Here is a 17,994-nt window from a genome sequence, read left to right as displayed (position 1 = left end):
TTGCTAAAATGAACACAACGAAGCGTCGAACAGACGGATACGGGAGGATACAAAAGTGAGCAGGAACGACAGAAAACCGGACGAGATTCGTCCCGTCAAGCTTGAGATCGACACGAACAAATACGCGGAAGGTTCGGTTACGATCACGGTAGGCGATACGATAGTGCTCTGCAACGCCACAGTGGAAGAAAAAGTGCCGCCGTTTATGAAAGGTCAGGGACGCGGCTGGGTCACGGCCGAATACTCGATGCTGCCCCGGGCGACGCATTCGCGCAGCATCCGGGAATCGGCCAAAGGAAAGCTGGGCGGACGCACGATGGAAATCCAGCGCCTGATCGCCCGCGCCCTGCGCGCGGTCGTCGATCTGCAGGCGCTCGGAGAGCGGACGATCATCGTCGACTGCGACGTGATCCAGGCGGACGGAGGCACGCGAACGACTTCGATTACCGGCGCGTTTGTGGCGATGTGCCTGGCCATGAACAAGCTCGAAGCGCAGGGCAAGCTCAAGACGTATCCGATTACCGATTACCTCGCTTCGGTCAGCGTGGGCGTCGTCGACGGCGAAGCGCTGCTCGACCTGCGCTACGACGAAGATTCTTCCGCGGCGGTCGATATGAACATTGTGATGACCGGAGCCGGGGAATTCGTCGAGCTGCAGGGGACCGGCGAAGAGCGGCCGTTCAGCCGCGCCGAATTGAACGCCCTGCTCGAACTCGGCGAGCATGGCGTCCGGCAGATGATCGGGCTCCAGCGGGAAGCGCTCGGCGCGAACGCGCTGAAGATCGGCAGTCACGGAAGCGGAGGATTGGCATGAGCGAAGCAGGCAGCGGAAACGGCAGAGAGATTATAGTCATGGCGACCCGCAATATGGGCAAGGTGCGCGAGTTCCGGCATGCGCTGGAACCGCTCGGCAAGGAAGTGCGCAGCCTGCACGAGTATCCGGAAGCGCCGGAAGTCGTGGAAGACGGCCGGACCTTCGCGGAGAACGCGTTCAAAAAAGCGAAAGAAATCGGCGATTTTCTGAATCTGCCGGTCATTTCCGACGATTCGGGGTTGTGCGTCGAGATGCTGGACGGAGCGCCGGGCATACATTCGGCACGATACGCCGGCGAACACGGCAACGACGCGGCGAACAACGCCAAATTGATGGACGAGCTGATGCGCAGACGCCTCGGCGACGACACGGAGCAGCCACTGCTGAGTCCGGCGAAGTTCGTCTGCGCGCTGGCGATGTACGATCCGGCGACCGGCCGCACGCTGGAGTCCGAAGGCCAGGTCGAAGGCTGGATCACGTCGGAGACGGCCGGCGCGGGCGGCTTCGGCTATGATCCGCTGTTCTTCGTGCCGCAGTACGAGCGCACGATGGCGGAACTGAGCGTCGAGGAGAAGCAGCGGATCAGCCACCGCGGAGCGGCTCTGCAGGAACTGCTGAAGAAGCTGAACGGCTAGCGGCGGAAACGCACAAGACTCGGGAGCGAACTGGATCTGAATCGGATAAGAACGGAAACGGCAAAAGCGCGGAAACGAAGGTGAACTTCGTTTCCGCGCTTTTTGCATTCGGCCTCGGGAGCTGGCGGGCGTCCGCGTTCAGCCCGGCACGGCGTTCGCGTCCGGCTCGGGGATGCCGAACGTATAATCCTGCACCGGAGTCAGGATATTGCGGTGCTGGGTGCCGACGGAAATTTTCCCTTCGAACATGCGGTGCACATGGATGCTCTGCCGGGCGCGCAGGATGCAGGGCGCGCCGCCGGCGCTGCCGACGATCCGCGCGTCGATCCGCTCTTCCGCTTCGAGGCAGGAGCCGCGGCAGACCGAGACCGGATGCACGAACGTAATCGAGCCGGTCGAATACAGATCGCTCTGCATAACGCCTTCGCGGTGGATCACGAGGTCTCCGTTCGATTTGATCGTGCTGGTCTGGCAGCGGGACAATTCGATCCGCGAATCGCCCTGCTGCATATCGTTCACGAACGAATGCTCCCGCTCCAGGCTGCCCTGCAGGCGGACGAGCAGCGGCTCGTCCAGCGATTCGATCATCTGGGCCGGCGACAGCATCAGGTTCAGGTCGTCGGCAAACTCGTTCGAAGCGCCGCCGGTGCTGCGCTGCACCGCGACGAGCACCTGCAGCAGCTCGCGTACCCGCGGCTGAATCTCTTTGAACTTCGTCTTCATGAGCAGCAGGACGACCTGGCCGAAGCGGGCAGACTGTCCCCGCCGGCCGACTTCGGCATACAGCGTGCGCGCCGCCTGCAGCAGCATCGCCGTCTCGTCCTTGAGCTGCATCGAGAGGTGATAGAGACGGTTGAACGTCAGGCCGAAGCTGCCGGAATACAGACAGCTGCCGATCGTGCTGCCCTGCACGACGATGCTGCCGGCCGCCGTGATCGTCGAATGGTAGACGCCGCCCGATACGTAGACGTTGCCGAGCGACTCGACGATCATGTTGTCGGTCACGTTCCCCTGAATGGTCACGTCGCCCGAAAAGACGATATGCCCGGTCTTCAGGTTGACGTCGCCCTGCACGACGTAAGCGTCGGAGACGTCCAGATAGCGGACGGCTCCTTCCGTGATGCACGGCCGGCCGGATTTGGCGGCGACGAATACGCCGGGTTCCCGTTCTTCAACATGCTGCCGGGCGCGCACGTCGAGCTCGCGTACCGGAGGCGCGGCAATAGATTCGCCGTATACGTCATAGCCCGGCATGCCCGGCTCCGAAGGGATGACCCGGGCCAGCAGGTCGCCCGGCTGGACAGACGGAATGCGCAGATGGCTGCGGTAATCGAGGGAACCGCCGGCTTCTTCGAACGCATTTTCGATACACTCTTCGAACCGAAGCTCCAGCTCGGCATCACGGCCGGGCAGCGGCTGGCGCCCGAAAGCGAAAGCGGCCGGCTGGCCGTTCGCCTGTTGAAGCGCTTGCACGATAGCGGGGACGTCCAGATGCTGGCGAATGCCAAGCGCTCCGACTTCGGCCATGAGCTCGGCGATCCCGAGCCGCCGAACGACGGTGTCAGTGTCGGGACGCGCGCTCGGCGAAAGCGTGCGTGCGGCGGCGGTGTCTGCAAGCGTCCAGGCATGGCGGATCTCGGCGAAGACGCGAATGACCGCCTGCATGCGATCGGGCGAGACTTCGATGTCGTACATCGGCTCGTCCGGGTATTCCCATTCGATCCGGTCGACCGAGCGAACCGCCGAAGCGGAGAGCAGCTCGGCGCCGTTGAGCCAAAATCGCAGCGGCGCGGCCGGCAGCAGAACGGCGGGTTCGCCTTCTCCCGCCGGATCGGTCACTTGAAATTTGCCCGCGCGCACGCGGATCGTGCCGTCCGCATGGACCGGCGGCGAAGACGGAGGATGGGTGACGCTGCCGGAGCCGGTAGACGCAGGGACATCGAACAAGTCTGGCTTTTCCGGCACAATCAGGGATTCCGGCATGCGAATAACCTCCTTTGGGATGATAGATCAGAACACGGCAAATAGACGTGCAACTTGAGAGCTAGACGGACAGGGAATTAAGTCTTTGTTATGGAATAGAATAATACCTTTAGCCCTATTTTTCAATAACCATTTCCAATTTGTCCGTTTTATTGCATGTATGCGAGTTATCGCGTACATTAGGGCGCATCAAGAGAACTTTCGTACCGGAAAGAGAGGATGAACCGACTATGCGAAAAACGTTCAAAATCGCCGCCGCGGCCGCGCTGCTGCTCGCCGTGGCTTCGGGCGCCGCGCTCGCGGATACCGATGCCTGGACGGGGGCGGGCAAACAACCCGGGCTGATGGCCGGGCAAGGCGGTACGCTGCTCAAGCTGCCCGGACGGGCGGAGAAGCAGCGGGCCGCGGCTTCGATCGATCCGGCGACCGGCCGCGCCGGAAGTCTGGCCGGCACGCGGGCCGCGCAGGGGCAGACCGGCACGTTCACGGCGAGGCTTCGGGCGGACGGCCTGAACGAGACGCTGACTTTCCGCTATGCCGAATCGGACGGCCGACTGGTTCCGCTGCCTTCGCCGGATCTCGGTTACGAGCTGCATACTCTTCCGGACGGGCAGGCGCTGGTCGAATACGCGTCGTCCCTCTACAAGCTCGATCCACAGCGGAAGACGCTGTCCCCGTTTCTGCTCGGACAAACGGGCGGCTACCGCAAGACTGTCCGCAGTGCGACAGCCGGAGGAGCGCCCAAGATGGTCGTTTGGGGCAAGCGTGCTTCGATCAGCCCCGACGGGCACAAGCTGCTGTACTGGACGACGCGCAGCTTCCCGTCGACCGGCAGCGAAGACGGAGAGAACTGGATCAAGGACCTGCGGACGGGAGCGGAGAAAAAGATCTACGGAGCCGGCTACACGCTGCTCGGCTGGGATAACGACAATCGCTTCTATCTCGATCTGGGCGACGGCGGCATCGTGCGCGTGGACAGCTCGACCGGAGCGTCGGCCAAGCTCGTCTCCGGCTATTCCGTCTCGGCCGTCTCCGGCACGCATCTGCTGTCGCAGACGAAGGACGGTTCGCTGAGCGTACGCGATCTGTCCGCCGGCAAGGCCCGCACGTTCAAGGGCGGCGGACTGGGGCATGTCCGTTCCGCGGCCGCGTCCGCGGACGGCGGAACGTTCGCGGTTCTGAACGCGCCCGACCGTTCGAGCCGCGTGTCGACGCTGATACTGATCGAAGCGCGCACGCTCAAAAGCCGCACGATCGCGGAGCCCGCGGGCGCTTCGATCCTCGGCCTGTCGTGGCAGGACGCCGAGCGGCTGCTCGTTCGGACGCGCAGCCGGGCAACCGGGACGGAATCGACGTATACGATCGATATTGGCGAGGAGGCGGGGACATGAAGCATCAGCGAAGCGGATATGGAACCGGAACCGGGTACGTTCGGGAGCGTAAGGGCATGCGCCGCCATCGGCCGCTGCGCCGGATCGGCGCGGTCGTCTGCGCGCTGCTTGCGCTCGGCGCGGTATCGACGGCTTCGGCGGCCGATTACGGCGCGCGCTTTGTTCAGCAGTACGGCGTCCGCACGTCGATCGCGCCGGCTCTGACGCCGGCCCGCAGCGATGCGGACGGCGTGCTCGAACGCTATGCGCCGATCGAAAGCAAGACGAATCAGCCGCGCAGCGTAGTCGGCGGAACCAATCCGCATAACGGCGCGGACTTGGCCATGGCCGCGGGAGAACGCGTCTACGCGATTCTGCCCGGCAGGGTGACCGAGATCAAGTCCGACACGTCGGCCCAGCTCGGCAGCGTGATCATTGATCACGACACCGACGGGGACGGCACGCCCGACGGCGACTACGTCCAATACGTGCATATCGATCCGGCGGGTTCCGGCGGTTCGGGCCTGCGCGTCGGCGATTATGTGACCGAGACGACCGTGATCGGCACGGTCGACCGGGCCAAGCGCTATAACCCGCATCTGCATATCCAGCACGTCAGCCGCGGCCGCAGCGGCGATCCAAGCAGCCGGACGATGCCGATGTATCCGTTCTACCGCCACGCTTCGCTTGCGACGTGGAACGGCGGCTCGGATCTCGATTATGTGTCCGCCGACTGGCAGGACGGCAGCCTGCTGTACCTGACCGCCTATGCGGGCACCGACAATCCGCGCACGAATCGATATGACCGTAACGCGCCGGCCGAGATTCGGCTGCATTACAAGGTCGGTTCGGGCGGCAGGTGGAAAATGTCTCCGGTCCGCTTCAGCCTGTACGAAGCCCGGACGTTCCGGTATCGGATCGATCTGCGGCAGGCGACCGGAGCCCGGACCGGGCAACAGGTTCACGTCTATGCGGTGGCGGTCCGGGCGACCGATCCGACCTTTCCGGGGTCGGCCGCTTATCGGCACGGCTTGTGGCCGCAGTTCTACAAGCAGCCGGACCGGGTGCTGTACGCGTCGTCCCAGGCGAGAGCGGACGCGGCTTCGAGGGTGTTTACGATTCGCTAAACCGGGTGAATCGGGTATATCGGGTGAGCGTTGAGACGGGGCATTCGGCAAAAAAAGGCAAATCCTGCGCGAGCGTTCGCGCGGGATTTGCCTTTTTTGTTCAGAATAAAAGATCGGCCGAACCCGCAGCTTCCAGGCGTCGCATCCAGCCAATCCGGGCCATTCGGTTAAGCCAAGCCAAGCCAAGCCAGCCGAGTCGGCTCTGGCCGGTCAGGCCGACCGAACCCGCCCGCCGAAGCCGGTCTTTATCCGCTCGTGCCGGACGAGACGGACAGCGAACTTTGAGCATCTTCCCGGTCCGGGGCCGCGGTCAGATCCTGCAGATCGCCGATCAGCTTCTCCAGCTGGCCGAAGCTGCCCGCCATCTGGTCGGTGATGTATTTCTGTTCGCTCATGCCGGCCAGAATCTCTTCCATGGCGGAGCTGGTCTGCTTCGTGATCGTGGAGATGGCGGCGGTCTGATCGGTAACTTCGGAAGACGAGGCTTTCATCTTCTCGGAGCGCAGTTCGACTTCGCCTGCCTGATCCAGCAGTTTGTGCGTGTTCTCGTTGATCTCGGTCAGCACGTCTTCGGAGCGCCGGGCGGCGGCCAGACTGCTCTCCGCCGCTTCGCGGCCGCGGTTCACCTGGCTCATAAGCCGTTCCGTGCCGCTCTGCAGCTCGCCGAGGATGCCGCCGATCTGTTCGGCGGACTCGCGCGAATGCTCGGCCAGCTTGCGCACTTCGTCGGACACGACGGCGAATCCGCGTCCGGCGTCGCCGGCCCGGGCCGCTTCGATCGCGGCGTTCAGCGCCAGCAGGTTCGTCTGGCTGGCGATCTCGGAGATCGTCGTCAGAATCTGGGCGATCTGGCGGTTCTGTTCGCGGAACAGCTCCATGTCATGCGCCGTATCGCTCATAACCGAGTAGACCTGATCGATCTGTTCGCGCAGGTCGCCCATGCGGCTGGCGCCTTCCTGCGTGACGCTCGCCGTATGGGCGGACAGGTCGCGCATGATCGACGAGTTCTGCACGACGCCTTCGATCTCCACGTCGCTGGCCGACATTTTGTCCGAGATGCCCGATACGCTGCCGGCCTGACTCTCCGCGCCTTCCGCCACCTGGGCAAAAGCGTTCGTGATCTCGCCGGTAATCAGTTCGTTCAGCGTAATGTTTTCTTTGGACTTGTGGGCGAACTTCCCGAGTTGATCGACCGCCGACTTGATTTGGGCAAATACCCGCTCAAGCTGCTCGGCGTCGGCTTCCGCGCGTTGGCGCTGCCGGACGGAATCGGCGAACAATTTTTCGCCCAGATAACCGATCGCGACCGCGATCGCCGCGATGACGACGAACAAGCCGACCGTGAAGATGAGTGATACCAGCCGGCCTTCGGGCACGAACACGTCCGCGCCGCGCAGCCACGACACGAAAATCGCGATTGCCGTCAGGCACGAGTAGAGCAGCACGTAGCGCGCCCGCGGATAGAGCAGCAGCAGCACGACCGGCAGCAGCGCCGCTAGCACGTTGATCGTATCGGTCAGCACGAGGGCGTAGCAGGCGAAGAAGAACAAGGCGGCCGCATACGGCAGAACCGGCTGTGCTTTTCCCGTCCACGTCAGCCATGTAAATACCGCCGTAAAAACGCCCATGGCGCCGGCCGCGAGCTGCGTCGGAAGCGACAGGTTCAAGCTGGCGAGGCCGAGAAGCAGAAAGACGGCCCACAAGATCCACATGACGATTTTGTTTCTCTGATGCATGACTTGATCGAGATTGCTCAAATGCTCACTTCCCCATCTATGGAATTGGTTGTACGCGATGACAGACTTAGATTTATTATCGGCAAAAAGCCCCTAACGGTGTAGGGGCTCCTGCGAAAAAACGTATGCCTCAAACTTCGTCGGGATAGCGGAGTCCCCAACTGCTGCGCGCCTGATCCATCATCGCCATGACGCCGATCGACCAGCCGAGCGTGGAAGGCGTCTCGCCGCCCTGAACCCAGGCGTTGAAATCGCGCACTTCGTACGACAGCGCTTCGGCGCGTTCGCCGGCCGGAATCGTCTCCGTCGTCCCGTCTTCGTACGAGATGAGGGCGCGCACGGCGCGGGTGAAATCTTTGATCAGGATCGTGCCGCGTTCGCAGACGATAAAGGCGACATGCCCGGTATCGGCCAAAAAGCTGATCGAGACCGAAGCCGATTCGCCGAGTCCGCCGTGCAGCCGGATGAACGCTTCTTCGTCGACGCAGGTATCCGCTTTGCGTACGTCCGTGAGGAAACGGTCGGGACCGCCCGGCATGAACATCTTGACAAGCGACAGCGCGTACGTACCCATGTCGAGCAGCACCCCGCCGGCCAGATCCGGATTGAAGAAGCGGTTGCCCGGATGGTATTCTTTGGCGTCGCCCATTTCCACGTGGATACTTTTGATCGCGCCGAGTTTGCCGCCTGCAAGCAGGTCAAGCAGTTCCCGGTACAGCGGCATATGGTAGACGGTCATCGCTTCGGCCAGCACGAGACCTCGCGATTGGGCGGCTTCGACCGCTTCCGCAAGCTGGGCGCCGTTCAGCGTAATCGCTTTTTCGCAGAAGACGTGCTTGCCTTTTTCGAGCGCGCGCAGGATGAATTCGTGGTGCGTATTGTGCGGCGTGGCGATATAGACGACGTCGACGGCGGGGTCGTCCAGCAGTTCGTCCAGGCTTCCGTAGCTTTTGGCAATATCGTGTTCGCGGGCGAACGCTTGGGCTTTGTCCAGGCTGCGGGCGCCGACCGCCTCGATACTTCCGCACACCGCGCGGATCGCGGAAGCGAAATCGCCGGCAATCTGTCCGGGTCCGAAGATCGCCCACCGGATCTCGGAGCGGGTATTAAGTTCTGTCATGTCGTCAACCTCTTTCGATAGGGAATAGGAATACGGCAGCAGCGCCGAAGAAAGGCGCGACAAAGCGGAACGTCCGCATACACGGAACGTTCCGCGGAAAAAGCCGGCCGGAGCCGGCAGATAGAGGACTGCAAATTGCAGCAAGGGCGTTAACGTCTTGGACGTTCGCTGCGCGGCGGCAGGGAGGCCGCATCGGTCGCCGGCGGGGAAGAAGGCAAGCCCGCAGACGGCCGCCGTTCGGCCGCTTCGCCGGACAAAGTTTCGTCGACCGCCGCGTGCCCGGTCTGTTCGACCCGCGCTTCTTCATGCCGCAGCGTCTCTTCGATATGCCGCGTTTCTTCGACTTCCTGCTTGTAGACGTCGACTTCGCCGGTCACGACGCTGCGCTTGTTTACTTCGATGCGCTCTTCGCTGACCGGGATCCGAATCGTCTCGTCGCGGCCGATCTGTTCGTCCGTCGCTTCGCCGTTGACCGCGCGCCGCTCGATCACGACTTCTTCGTGGCTGACCGGTACCCGGATCACTTTTTCCTCGTGAACGATTTCTTTGCGGACTTCGACTTCGCCGGTGCGAACCTGCTTTTTGTCGATATCGAGCTGTTCGGCCCGCAGCTGGATCGCGTCGCGGTCTGTGTCGCGGTCTGCGTCACGGTCTGTACTGTGGTCGGCGTGCATCTCCAGTTCGCGCTGCAGGGAGGCTTCCGTATCGCGGCCGGTATCGGCCGGATAAGCGGAATCCCGCTCCTGCTGCCCGATTCCGTCGATTACGCCGAGCGGCGCTGTGTCGCGAACATCGGCTGTACCGCGAACATCGACTGTGTCACGAACATCGGCTGTACCGCGAACATCGACTGTGTCGCGAACATCGGCTGTACCGCGAACGTCAGCCGTCTCATGAACATCGGCCGCTTCGCGCTCCGAAGCGTGCGGCGCGGCGACGGTCAGGTTGTCGTTGTCGCCGTCCGCGCCCAGACGGGTATGGTTCAGCGCGTAATGCCGGCGGAAGATGTCCTCGACTTCTTCTTTGCGGTCGCTTGTCGTATCGACGAGCACCAGCATGCGCCCGCCGCCGATCTGCTGATCGTACGCTTTCGCGTCTTCTTCGGGAATGCCGAGGCCGATCAGGCCGCCGACGAGCCCGCCGCCGGTCGCGCCGACGGCGATGCCGGCCAGCGCCGTCGCGATCGGGCCCGCCGCGAGCAGCGGCCCGATGCCGGGAATCGCCAGCGCGCCGAGTCCGGCCAGAAGTCCGCCTACGCCGCCCAGGATACCTCCGGCCGTCGCGCCTCCGGCGGCGCCTTCGGGTGCTTTGGTGCCGGTCTGTTCGCCGATCGCGGCCGCATCCTGATGGTCTTTGGAAATGACGGAAATATCGTCGGCGTCATAGCCGTACCGCTTCAGCTCCTCGATCGCTTCGGAAGCTTCGCGCTGCGTCAGAAAGATGCCCGCTACTTTTTGAGTCTCCATCTTGTCATCCTCCTTGGTGGAACTTGAATGGGCAAATCTTGCACGGGTAAAAAAGGGCGATCGCCCCGAATACGCGAACAAGCCCGAGCTGTAGTCCAGCCGGGCTTATTCGCGTTCGGAAAGGGCGCCGCTTCCTGTCATGGAAGCCTGATCAGGATGCGGGGGAAGCGGCGCTTTCTCTTCGGGATCGCTTAACGGGTTCCGGTGTGCGGTCGCACAGCCTCGTTACGGACGACGTGTCGTCGCGTTTTCTCTCAGCTTGTCGGCGTCCGCGCCGTCGCGCACTTCCACGCGGCCGTCTTTGTCGACGCGCGCTTCTTCGCGGCGCAGCGTATCGCGAACCTGCTCCGTTTCATGCACTTCGCGTTTGTGAACTTCGACTTCGCCGGTGACGACGTTGCGTTTGTTCACTTCGACCTGCTCTTCGGTGAGCGGCACGCGAATCGTCTCGTCCATGCCGACCGGCTCGTCGGTCGGCACGTTGTTCACCGCACGGCGTTCGATCACGACTTCTTCGTGGCTGACCGGAACGTCGATCGATTTCTGCTCTTCGACGATTTCCTTGTGTACGCCGACTTCGCCGCTGCGCACCGTGTTCGTCGTCACGTCGAGCTGTTCTTCACGCAGCTGCAGCTTGCGGGCTTCGTCATGATTGTCCGAATCAAGGCCGGCCCGATGCTGGTCCAGATCGAGATCGGCCGGGCTTGCAAGTCCGCGGTCGCCGACCGGCGTTCCGTCCATACGGTTCGCGTCGAGGTTCGTCGCGCCCATCGCCGGCGTATCGCGGTACAGCGTATCTTCGGCCATCGTATCGCGGGCCACCGCCGGATCGGAAGTCGAGTCGTTCATCATCGTTCCGCTGGCCAGGCCGCCCTTCATGTCCATCTCGTGCCGTCGGTTCGTGGAATTGTTGTCCCGGAAAATGCGGGAGATTTCGCCGCGCTTCGCATCTTCCGAATCGACGATGACGAGGATGCCGCCGCTGTCGACCGCTTCATCGTATTCCTTCGCTTCGTTCTCGGGAATGCCGAGGCCGATCAGACCGCCGACGAGTCCGCCGCCTGCCGCGCCGACCGCTGCTCCGGCAAGCGTGGCCGCGAGCGGGCCTGCCGCCAGCAGCGGGCCGATGCCCGGAATGGCGAGTGCGCCGAGACCGGCCAGCAGGCCGCCGATACCGCCGAGCACGCCGCCGGTAGCCGCGCCGCCTGCCGCGCCTTCGGGAGCCATGGTTCCCGTTTCGTCTTCAAGCTTGCGCATGTCTTTCTTGTCCCGGGTAATGACCGAGATGTCGTTCGTGCTGTAGCCCGATTTCTTCAGGTCCTCGATTGCATGGGAAGCGTCTCTTTCCGAATTGAACACGCCTACGATTTTGTTGTTCATGATGTTACCTCCTCGTGGTTGTCGAAATGTAGAATTTCGTTGTGTTGGTTATTCGTCGATGGGGCTGTTCCAAGGCTTCGATGTTCCTGCCATGCTTCATATTTACACACGCCAAGAGATTCTAAACCGCCTGGCAAGGGGTTTTTTATAAAAGTCAATCTTTTTTTCAAAATTGTTTCAAAACAAAAAAAGCCGCTCTCCCGCAGGGAGAACGGCCGGCTTCAGTTTAGCGTGTGCTTGATCTTGCTCTTGATGTACATCTGGTAAATGTGGCGAATTGCGATCTTGACGACCATGTAGATCGGGATGCAGATCAGCATGCCCAGAATGCCCATAACGTCGCCGCCGACGAGCAGCAGCACGATGACGGTCAGCGGGTGCATGTCGAGCTGCTTGCCGAAGACGAGCGGTTCGAGCAGGTTGTTCTGGACCAACTGGGCCACGACGACGATCACGATCGACCAGAGCGCCATGCTCGGCGATTCGATCAGGCCGACGATGCCGACCGGAACGCCGGCGAGGAAGGCACCGATGAACGGAATAAAGTTCAGGAAGAACGAGATGATGACGAGCAGCAGCGAGTACGGCAGCCCGATAATGAGGAAGCCGATATACAGCAGCACGCACAGCATCAGGTTGACGATGACGCGCCCGGCGATGAAGCCGTTCAGCGCATCGTCCATTTCGCCGAGCATTGCTTTGCCGTCTTCCTTGTTGTTCGCCGGGAACAGCTTCATCAGGTACGGAGGAAGCTTGTGATCGTCGCGGAGCAGGAAGTAGAGCAGGATCGGGAACGTCGCGATGACGAGCACGAAGCTCGACAGGAACGAGAACATGCCGGTAATATTATCCGACAGCCAGGTCAGCGACGTATCGAGTACGCCCGACAGGCGGTCGAGCAGTTCCTGGTTCTGGCCGGCATCGCTCGGAAGGAAGCGGCTGAACGTCGGATTGTGCTGCAGCTGCTGGAGCTGGTATACCGCGTCCTGCGCGAGCTGCGGCGCGTTGGTCACGAAGCTCTCCACCTGGTCGCGCAGGGTAGGCCATACCCAGAACGAAGCGCCGACGATCAGCAGGATGAAGACTACGAAGATCAGCATGACCGACCAGGAGCGCTTCAATTTTTTGCGTTCGAGGAACCGGACGAGCGGACGCAGCGGGTAATAGAAGAAAGCTGCGATCAGCAGGGGAACGACGAGCGAACTGACCAGCGATACGACCGGCGTGAAGATGAATTTGACCATCGTTCCCAGGAGAATGATGAGCAGGACCAGGGCGACGCCCGCTCCCGCGACGAAAAAGCGATTCTTGAACATGAACATCCTCCTAGTGAAAGTATGCTTCCGGCAAGAGAAGCTTGCGGCAAACGCCGCTCCGCTGCCTATCCGGAGAGGTGCGGAGACCGGGTCGAGGGTAAGGGGGACTACGGCCCAAGCAAGACAGATCTATGTATATACTTAAACGAAACCGGTTCCCTTCACGCTGTAAAAATAAGAGAGAAATAAGCGCGGTAAGAAGAAGGCGAAAAGGGCGGATTCGGAATGTTCGATCTAAAGCCGATAAAATGAATGGGAATTATACGAAACCCCATTGACTTTCATAAGGTAAGGGTATAAAATTCAATCTTGCACGACCTACTTGTACTGTACATCCATTAGACACAATCGGAGGAATTCACCCATGAAAAAAGCGACTTTGCTCGGCCTTGTTGCCATCCTGATGACCCTGATGCTCGCCGCCTGCGGCAGCAACGGAAGCAGCCCGGCCGCTACGAATAACGCGGGTACGGCGGAAGAGAAGCCGGCCGCGGCAGCCAATGCGCTGGAGAAGATCAAGTCCGACGGCAAGATGGTCATCGGAACCGAAGGCACGTACGCCCCGTTCACTTTCCACGACGCAAGCGGCGCATTGACCGGCTTCGACGTGGAGATCGCCCGCGAAGTGGCCAAGCGTCTCGGCGTGGAAGCCGAATTCGTGGAAGCGCCGTGGGACAGCCTGCTGGCCGGCATCGACGCCGGACGCTTCAACGCCGTATTCAACGAAGTCTCGATCCGCGACGATCGCAAAGAAAAATATGATTTCTCCGATCCGTACATTTCTTCCGGCGCGGTCCTGATCGTGCGCGAAGACAACACGGACATCCAATCGCTGGCCGATCTCAAAGGCAAAAAGTCCGCCCAGTCGCTGACCAGCAACCTCGCTGACATCGCCAAAGAGAACGGCGCCGAGATCGTGCCGATCGAAGGCTTCAACCAGGCGATCGGCCTGCTGAACTCCGGCCGCGTCGACGCGACGATCAACGATAACCTGTCGTTCCTCGATCTGAAGAAACAAAAACCGGACATCGCGCTCAAAGTCGTGGCCGAAGCCGACGACGCTTCGCAAAGCGGCGGCGTATTCGCCAAGAACCAGCCGGAGCTGATCGAAGCAGTCAACAAAGCGCTGGCCGACATGCACGAAGACGGCACGTACAAGACGATCTCCGAGAAATATTTCGGCGAAGACGTGTCCAAGTAAGCAAGTAAGAGTCAAGCTTGCCGTCCCTACCTGAAGCGGGACGAGGCGCTCGGCGCCGCGGGCTTCGATCCGCATTACTGATACGGAAGAAGCCGTTCGCGGTTTCAACCGCCCGGGGCTACCTTCGGATTCGCGCAGGCGATTCCGGAGGCGGCCCCCTTCCTTTTGTTCGGAGACGCCGATTGCGTGTAATGACGAAGAAGACGTCTTTTCCCAAAACGATTTTGCCTGGAGAGGGGTATAACGGAGCATGGACGAACGTAAAATTCAGATTTTGATCGACTCGCTGTGGCCGATGATCAAAGCCGGCCTGCAGTTTACGATCCCGCTGACGCTCATCTCGTTCGCGCTGGGATTGGTGCTGGCGATCGCCGTCGCTTTGGTGCGGCTGTGGAAGATCCCGGTATTGAGCCAGATTGCCGGCATCTATGTATGGATTATCCGGGGGACGCCGCTGCTCGTGCAGCTGTTCATCATTTTCTACGGACTGCCGAGCATCGGGGTCGAATTCGATCCGTTCCCGGCCGCGGTCATCGGCTTCACGCTCAATATGGGCGCCTACAACTCCGAGATCGTGCGCGCCGCGATCCAGTCGATCTCGAACGGACAGTGGGAAGCGGCTTCTTCGCTCGGCATGACGCGCGGACAGGCGCTGCGGCGCATCATCCTGCCGCAGGCCGCCCGCGTTTCGGTGCCGCCGCTGTCGAACTCTTTTATCAGCCTGGTCAAGGACACGTCGCTCGCCTACACGATCACCGTGATCGAAATGTTCCAGGTAGCCAAACAAATCGAGGCCACTACCTACGAACCTTTGCTTATCTACTGCGAAGTTGCCGCCTTGTACCTCGTTCTCTGCACGATTCTCAATGCGCTGCAGAACGTGATGGAGAAGCGGCTGGCCCGTTTCTCGGCCCCTTAATCCGCTCGGAGAGGAGACAAATCCATGCTTGAAATTCGCAATTTGCATAAATCGTTCGGAACGCTCGACGTGCTTAAGGGCGTAGACCTGTCGCTGGAAAAAGGCAAGGTGCTCGTCATTATCGGCCCGTCCGGCTCCGGCAAGACGACGCTGCTGCGCTGCCTGAACCTGCTGGAGATGCCGAGCGCCGGTTCGTTGAAGCTGGGCGATTCGGTCCTCGAATTCGGCACCGGGCGCAAACCGGGCAAGGCGGAGATACTCAAGCTGCGCCAAAGCACCGGCATGGTGTTCCAGTCGTACAATCTGTTCCCGCACAAGACGGCGATCGAGAACGTGATGGAAGCGCAGATTATCGTCCAAAAGAAAGACAAGGCGGCCGCGCGCAAACGTTCCGCCGAGCTGCTGGCCAAAGTCGGTCTGAGCGGCAAGGAAGATTCGTATCCGCACCAGCTGTCGGGCGGGCAGCAGCAGCGCGTCGGCATCGCCCGGGCGCTTGCGACCGATCCGCAGGTGATGCTGTTCGACGAACCGACTTCCGCGCTCGATCCCGAACTCGTCGGCGAAGTGCTGAAAGTCATGAAGCAGCTGGCCGCCGAAGGCATGACGATGGTCGTCGTGACGCACGAGATGAAGTTTGCCGCCGAAGCCGCCGACACGGTCGTGCTGATGGACGACGGCATCGTGCTCGAACAGGGACGTCCGGATCAGGTGCTCCGCAACCCGTCCAGCGAGCGCGCCGCGCAGTTCCTGAACGTGCTGATCGAAAAAGAAAGCTGAGTTTGCAGGATAGAAAAATTGGAGAATTTGACAAAAAGCCGAAGGATCGCAGCCGATCCTCCGGCTTTTTTTATTTTTTTATACGATTTGCTTGTTCACTATTCAAAAATCCATTTTTTTGTCGAAAAAACTAACGTGAGCACTTGCATCCGCACAGGAACGGAAAAGACGGGGGAAAACAGATGAAAAAGACATTCAGGCTTACGTTTTTTGCGAAAAACATGCTGATGATTGCGCTGGGAACGTTGTTGGTCGGCGGAATGCTGACAGGAATTACCGTAAAATTGCAGCAAAACATGGCACTCGACAATCTTCGCGGCCAGTATGTCGGCGTCGCGAATTACATCAAAGCGCAGCTTGGCACGGAATTGGTCGCCCAGGCGATCGTGAATCCGGGACCGGATAACGCAGCAGGTCAAAAGCTTACTCCGCTGCTCGATCAAGTGTCGGAACTCAATTCCAACATCGCGCAGGTCTATGTCTACGGCGCCGATCTGGAGAACGGATCCGAGAGTATTATCGCCCTGCCGAACAGTCTGATCGACGCGGACATGGTGCAGGGGACGCGGTACGACAACCCGGCCGAATTCCAGGCGGCCATGGAGACCGCCATCAACGACAAAAAGCCGGCCAGCACCGGCATTTTCACGGACATCTATGGCAACTGGGTAACTGTAGTGCAGCCGATCACGGACGATGCCGGCAAAGTTATCGCCGTCATGGGACTGGATATCAACGCAGCCAGCGTTGCCGCCAACACGGGCGACATTTTGCGCGCGTCGCTGCTGGCGCTGGCTCTCTGCTTCCTCGTCGTCCTGGCGATCCAGTTCTTCGCAATGCGCCGCATGATGCAGCCGATCCGCGAACTGTTCGGAGCGATCGGCCAGATGAACGCCGGCGATCTGAACGTGCAGCTGCGCACCGATCGCAAAGACGATTTCGGCGATCTGAACCGCAAGTTCTCCGAAATGGCGGGCGAACTCAAGACGATCATCGCCGGCGTGCAGAGCCGTGCGCAGCAGGCCGCGAAGTCGTCTTCCGCTCTCAAGAACGAAGTCGAACAGAATATGCGCATCCAGGGCGGCGTGCTGGAGAGTGCGGAACGGATGAGCCTCGGCGCCCGGACACAGGAAAGCTCGGCCGAAGAAACGTCGAGAGTCATGGAAGAAATGTCGCGCGCGATTCAGGAAATCGCCCAGACCGCTTACCAGGTATCCGACGCGGCTTCCGATATGAAAACGGAAGCCGGAACCGGCGGCGAATCGATCGAACGCGTCGGCGAGCAGATGTCGGCGATCAGCGCTTCCGTCGGCCGCTCCGCGGCCCGGATTCGCCAGCTGCAGGAGCGTTCGCGCGAGATCGAAGGCATCGCCGGACTGATCTCGGGTATCGCTTCGCAGACGAACCTGCTGGCGCTGAACGCCGCGATCGAAGCGGCGAGAGCCGGCGAGCACGGCCGCGGCTTCGCCGTCGTGGCGGAAGAAGTGCGCAAGCTGGCGGACCAATCGGCGACGTCGGCCGGCCAAATCTCCGGCATTCTCGGCCTGATGATCAAGGAGACCGACGAAGCGGTCGTGCTGATGGAAGAAGGGCTGCACGAAGTGCAGACCGGCATCGAGCTGTCGCAGCGCACAGGCGAAGCATTCAGCCGGATCGAAGCGGCGATCGGCGGCGTCTCGACGCAGACGGAAGACATGTCGGCCGTGACGGAGCAGATGTCGGCAAGCTCGGAAGAAGTGTCCGCATCGGTCGCGGAACTTGCCGGCATTGCCAAAGAATCGGCCGGCAGCTCGATGGAAGTGACGCAGGCTTCGCAGCTGCAGCGCGAATCGCTGGGCAGCGTATCCGCTTCGTCGGAAGAGCTGAACCAGATGGCGCTGGAACTGAACGAACTGATTGCCAAGTTCAAGATTTGATCTGTACCTATAGGTCTGCGCCCTGATTCGTCGGGGCTCGGCCCGTAAATAGAAGCCGCTTACGCAGGGCAGGGGAGCCGTTCAAGCGAACGGCTCCTTTTTTCGCTGCCAAAACAGCCGAAATGTTGCCATAGTGCTCTTGCCGACTTCGGTGTCACCGCTTACAATGAGTTGGCTTGACCATTAACCGCCTGCGCCGCGCGCAGGGCGTTCACCGAGAGGGAGGAGACTCCG

Annotated in this window: 14 protein-coding genes; 8 read left to right on the top strand and 6 right to left on the bottom strand. The window is 61.1% G+C overall.

The features are described 5' to 3' along the window. The first annotated feature begins 55 nt into the window (after nucleotides 1-55). Nucleotides 56-814: a ribonuclease PH gene (gene rph, locus FFV09_RS05105; RefSeq protein ID WP_141446691.1), complete on the top strand. Its 759-nt coding sequence runs from the start codon at nucleotides 56-58 to the stop codon at nucleotides 812-814. Further along, nucleotides 811-1,449: an XTP/dITP diphosphatase gene (locus FFV09_RS05100; protein WP_141446690.1), complete on the top strand. Its 639-nt coding sequence runs from the start codon at nucleotides 811-813 to the stop codon at nucleotides 1,447-1,449. The genes rph and FFV09_RS05100 overlap by 4 nt, the downstream gene beginning before the upstream one ends. Nucleotides 1,450-1,587: 138 nt before the next feature. Here the strand turns inward: FFV09_RS05100 and FFV09_RS05095 are convergent, their stop codons facing one another. Continuing rightward, a complete protein-coding gene (locus FFV09_RS05095; RefSeq protein ID WP_141446688.1) occupies nucleotides 1,588-3,432 on the bottom strand; it encodes a flagellar assembly protein A in 1,845 nt (614 codons plus the stop codon). 230 nt (nucleotides 3,433-3,662) lie between these two features. On the opposite strand from FFV09_RS05095, the gene FFV09_RS05090 reads away from it, so the two are divergent. Continuing rightward, a complete protein-coding gene (locus FFV09_RS05090; protein WP_141446687.1) occupies nucleotides 3,663-4,823 on the top strand; it encodes a WD40 repeat domain-containing protein in 1,161 nt (386 codons plus the stop codon). Then, on the top strand, nucleotides 4,820-5,929 hold the full coding sequence (locus FFV09_RS05085; protein WP_141446686.1) for a M23 family metallopeptidase: 1,110 nt from the start codon (nucleotides 4,820-4,822) through the stop codon (nucleotides 5,927-5,929). Before FFV09_RS05090 ends, FFV09_RS05085 begins: the two co-directional genes overlap by 4 nt. Nucleotides 5,930-6,174: 245 nt before the next feature. On the opposite strand, the gene FFV09_RS05080 is transcribed toward FFV09_RS05085, so the two are convergent. The 5 genes from FFV09_RS05080 to FFV09_RS05060 form a co-directional block, all read right to left on the bottom strand. Continuing rightward, nucleotides 6,175-7,686, bottom strand: coding sequence for a methyl-accepting chemotaxis protein (locus FFV09_RS05080; RefSeq protein ID WP_141446684.1), 1,512 nt, complete (start codon nucleotides 7,684-7,686; stop codon nucleotides 6,175-6,177). A 109-nt stretch (nucleotides 7,687-7,795) separates the two neighbouring features. After that, nucleotides 7,796-8,785: a Gfo/Idh/MocA family protein gene (locus FFV09_RS05075; protein ID WP_141446683.1), complete on the bottom strand. Its 990-nt coding sequence runs from the start codon at nucleotides 8,783-8,785 to the stop codon at nucleotides 7,796-7,798. Nucleotides 8,786-8,934: 149 nt separating this feature from the next. Next, a complete protein-coding gene (locus tag FFV09_RS05070) occupies nucleotides 8,935-10,251 on the bottom strand; it encodes a YsnF/AvaK domain-containing protein (RefSeq protein WP_141446681.1) in 1,317 nt (438 codons plus the stop codon). 225 nt (nucleotides 10,252-10,476) lie between these two features. Next, entirely contained in the window at nucleotides 10,477-11,631 is a 1,155-nt protein-coding gene (locus tag FFV09_RS05065; RefSeq protein WP_141446679.1) for a YsnF/AvaK domain-containing protein, read from the bottom strand. 221 nt (nucleotides 11,632-11,852) lie between these two features. Then, entirely contained in the window at nucleotides 11,853-12,947 is a 1,095-nt protein-coding gene (locus tag FFV09_RS05060) for an AI-2E family transporter (RefSeq protein WP_141446677.1), read from the bottom strand. A 364-nt stretch (nucleotides 12,948-13,311) separates the two neighbouring features. Between FFV09_RS05060 and FFV09_RS05055 the strand changes: the two genes are divergently transcribed. The 4 genes from FFV09_RS05055 (at nucleotide 13,312) to FFV09_RS05040 (ending at nucleotide 17,760) form a co-directional block, all read left to right on the top strand. Then, nucleotides 13,312-14,148: an amino acid ABC transporter substrate-binding protein gene (locus FFV09_RS05055; RefSeq protein ID WP_141446676.1), complete on the top strand. Its 837-nt coding sequence runs from the start codon at nucleotides 13,312-13,314 to the stop codon at nucleotides 14,146-14,148. Nucleotides 14,149-14,398: 250 nt separating this feature from the next. Beyond that, entirely contained in the window at nucleotides 14,399-15,067 is a 669-nt protein-coding gene (locus FFV09_RS05050; RefSeq protein WP_141446674.1) for an amino acid ABC transporter permease, read from the top strand. A 24-nt stretch (nucleotides 15,068-15,091) separates the two neighbouring features. Then, complete coding sequence (locus tag FFV09_RS05045; RefSeq protein WP_141446673.1) at nucleotides 15,092-15,844, top strand: amino acid ABC transporter ATP-binding protein; 753 nt, start codon at nucleotides 15,092-15,094, stop codon at nucleotides 15,842-15,844. Nucleotides 15,845-16,026: 182 nt separating this feature from the next. Further along, nucleotides 16,027-17,760 carry a methyl-accepting chemotaxis protein gene (locus tag FFV09_RS05040; RefSeq protein WP_141446671.1) on the top strand — a complete coding sequence of 578 codons (1,734 nt, stop codon included), beginning with the start codon at nucleotides 16,027-16,029 and terminating at the stop codon, nucleotides 17,758-17,760. Nucleotides 17,761-17,994: the final 234 nt, after the last annotated feature.

It is taken from the genome of Saccharibacillus brassicae, assembly GCF_006542275.1.
GTDB lineage: Bacteria > Bacillota > Bacilli > Paenibacillales > Paenibacillaceae > Saccharibacillus > Saccharibacillus brassicae.
Note: the sequence above shows the minus strand (reverse complement) of the source record. Positions and strands in the feature narration are given on the sequence as shown.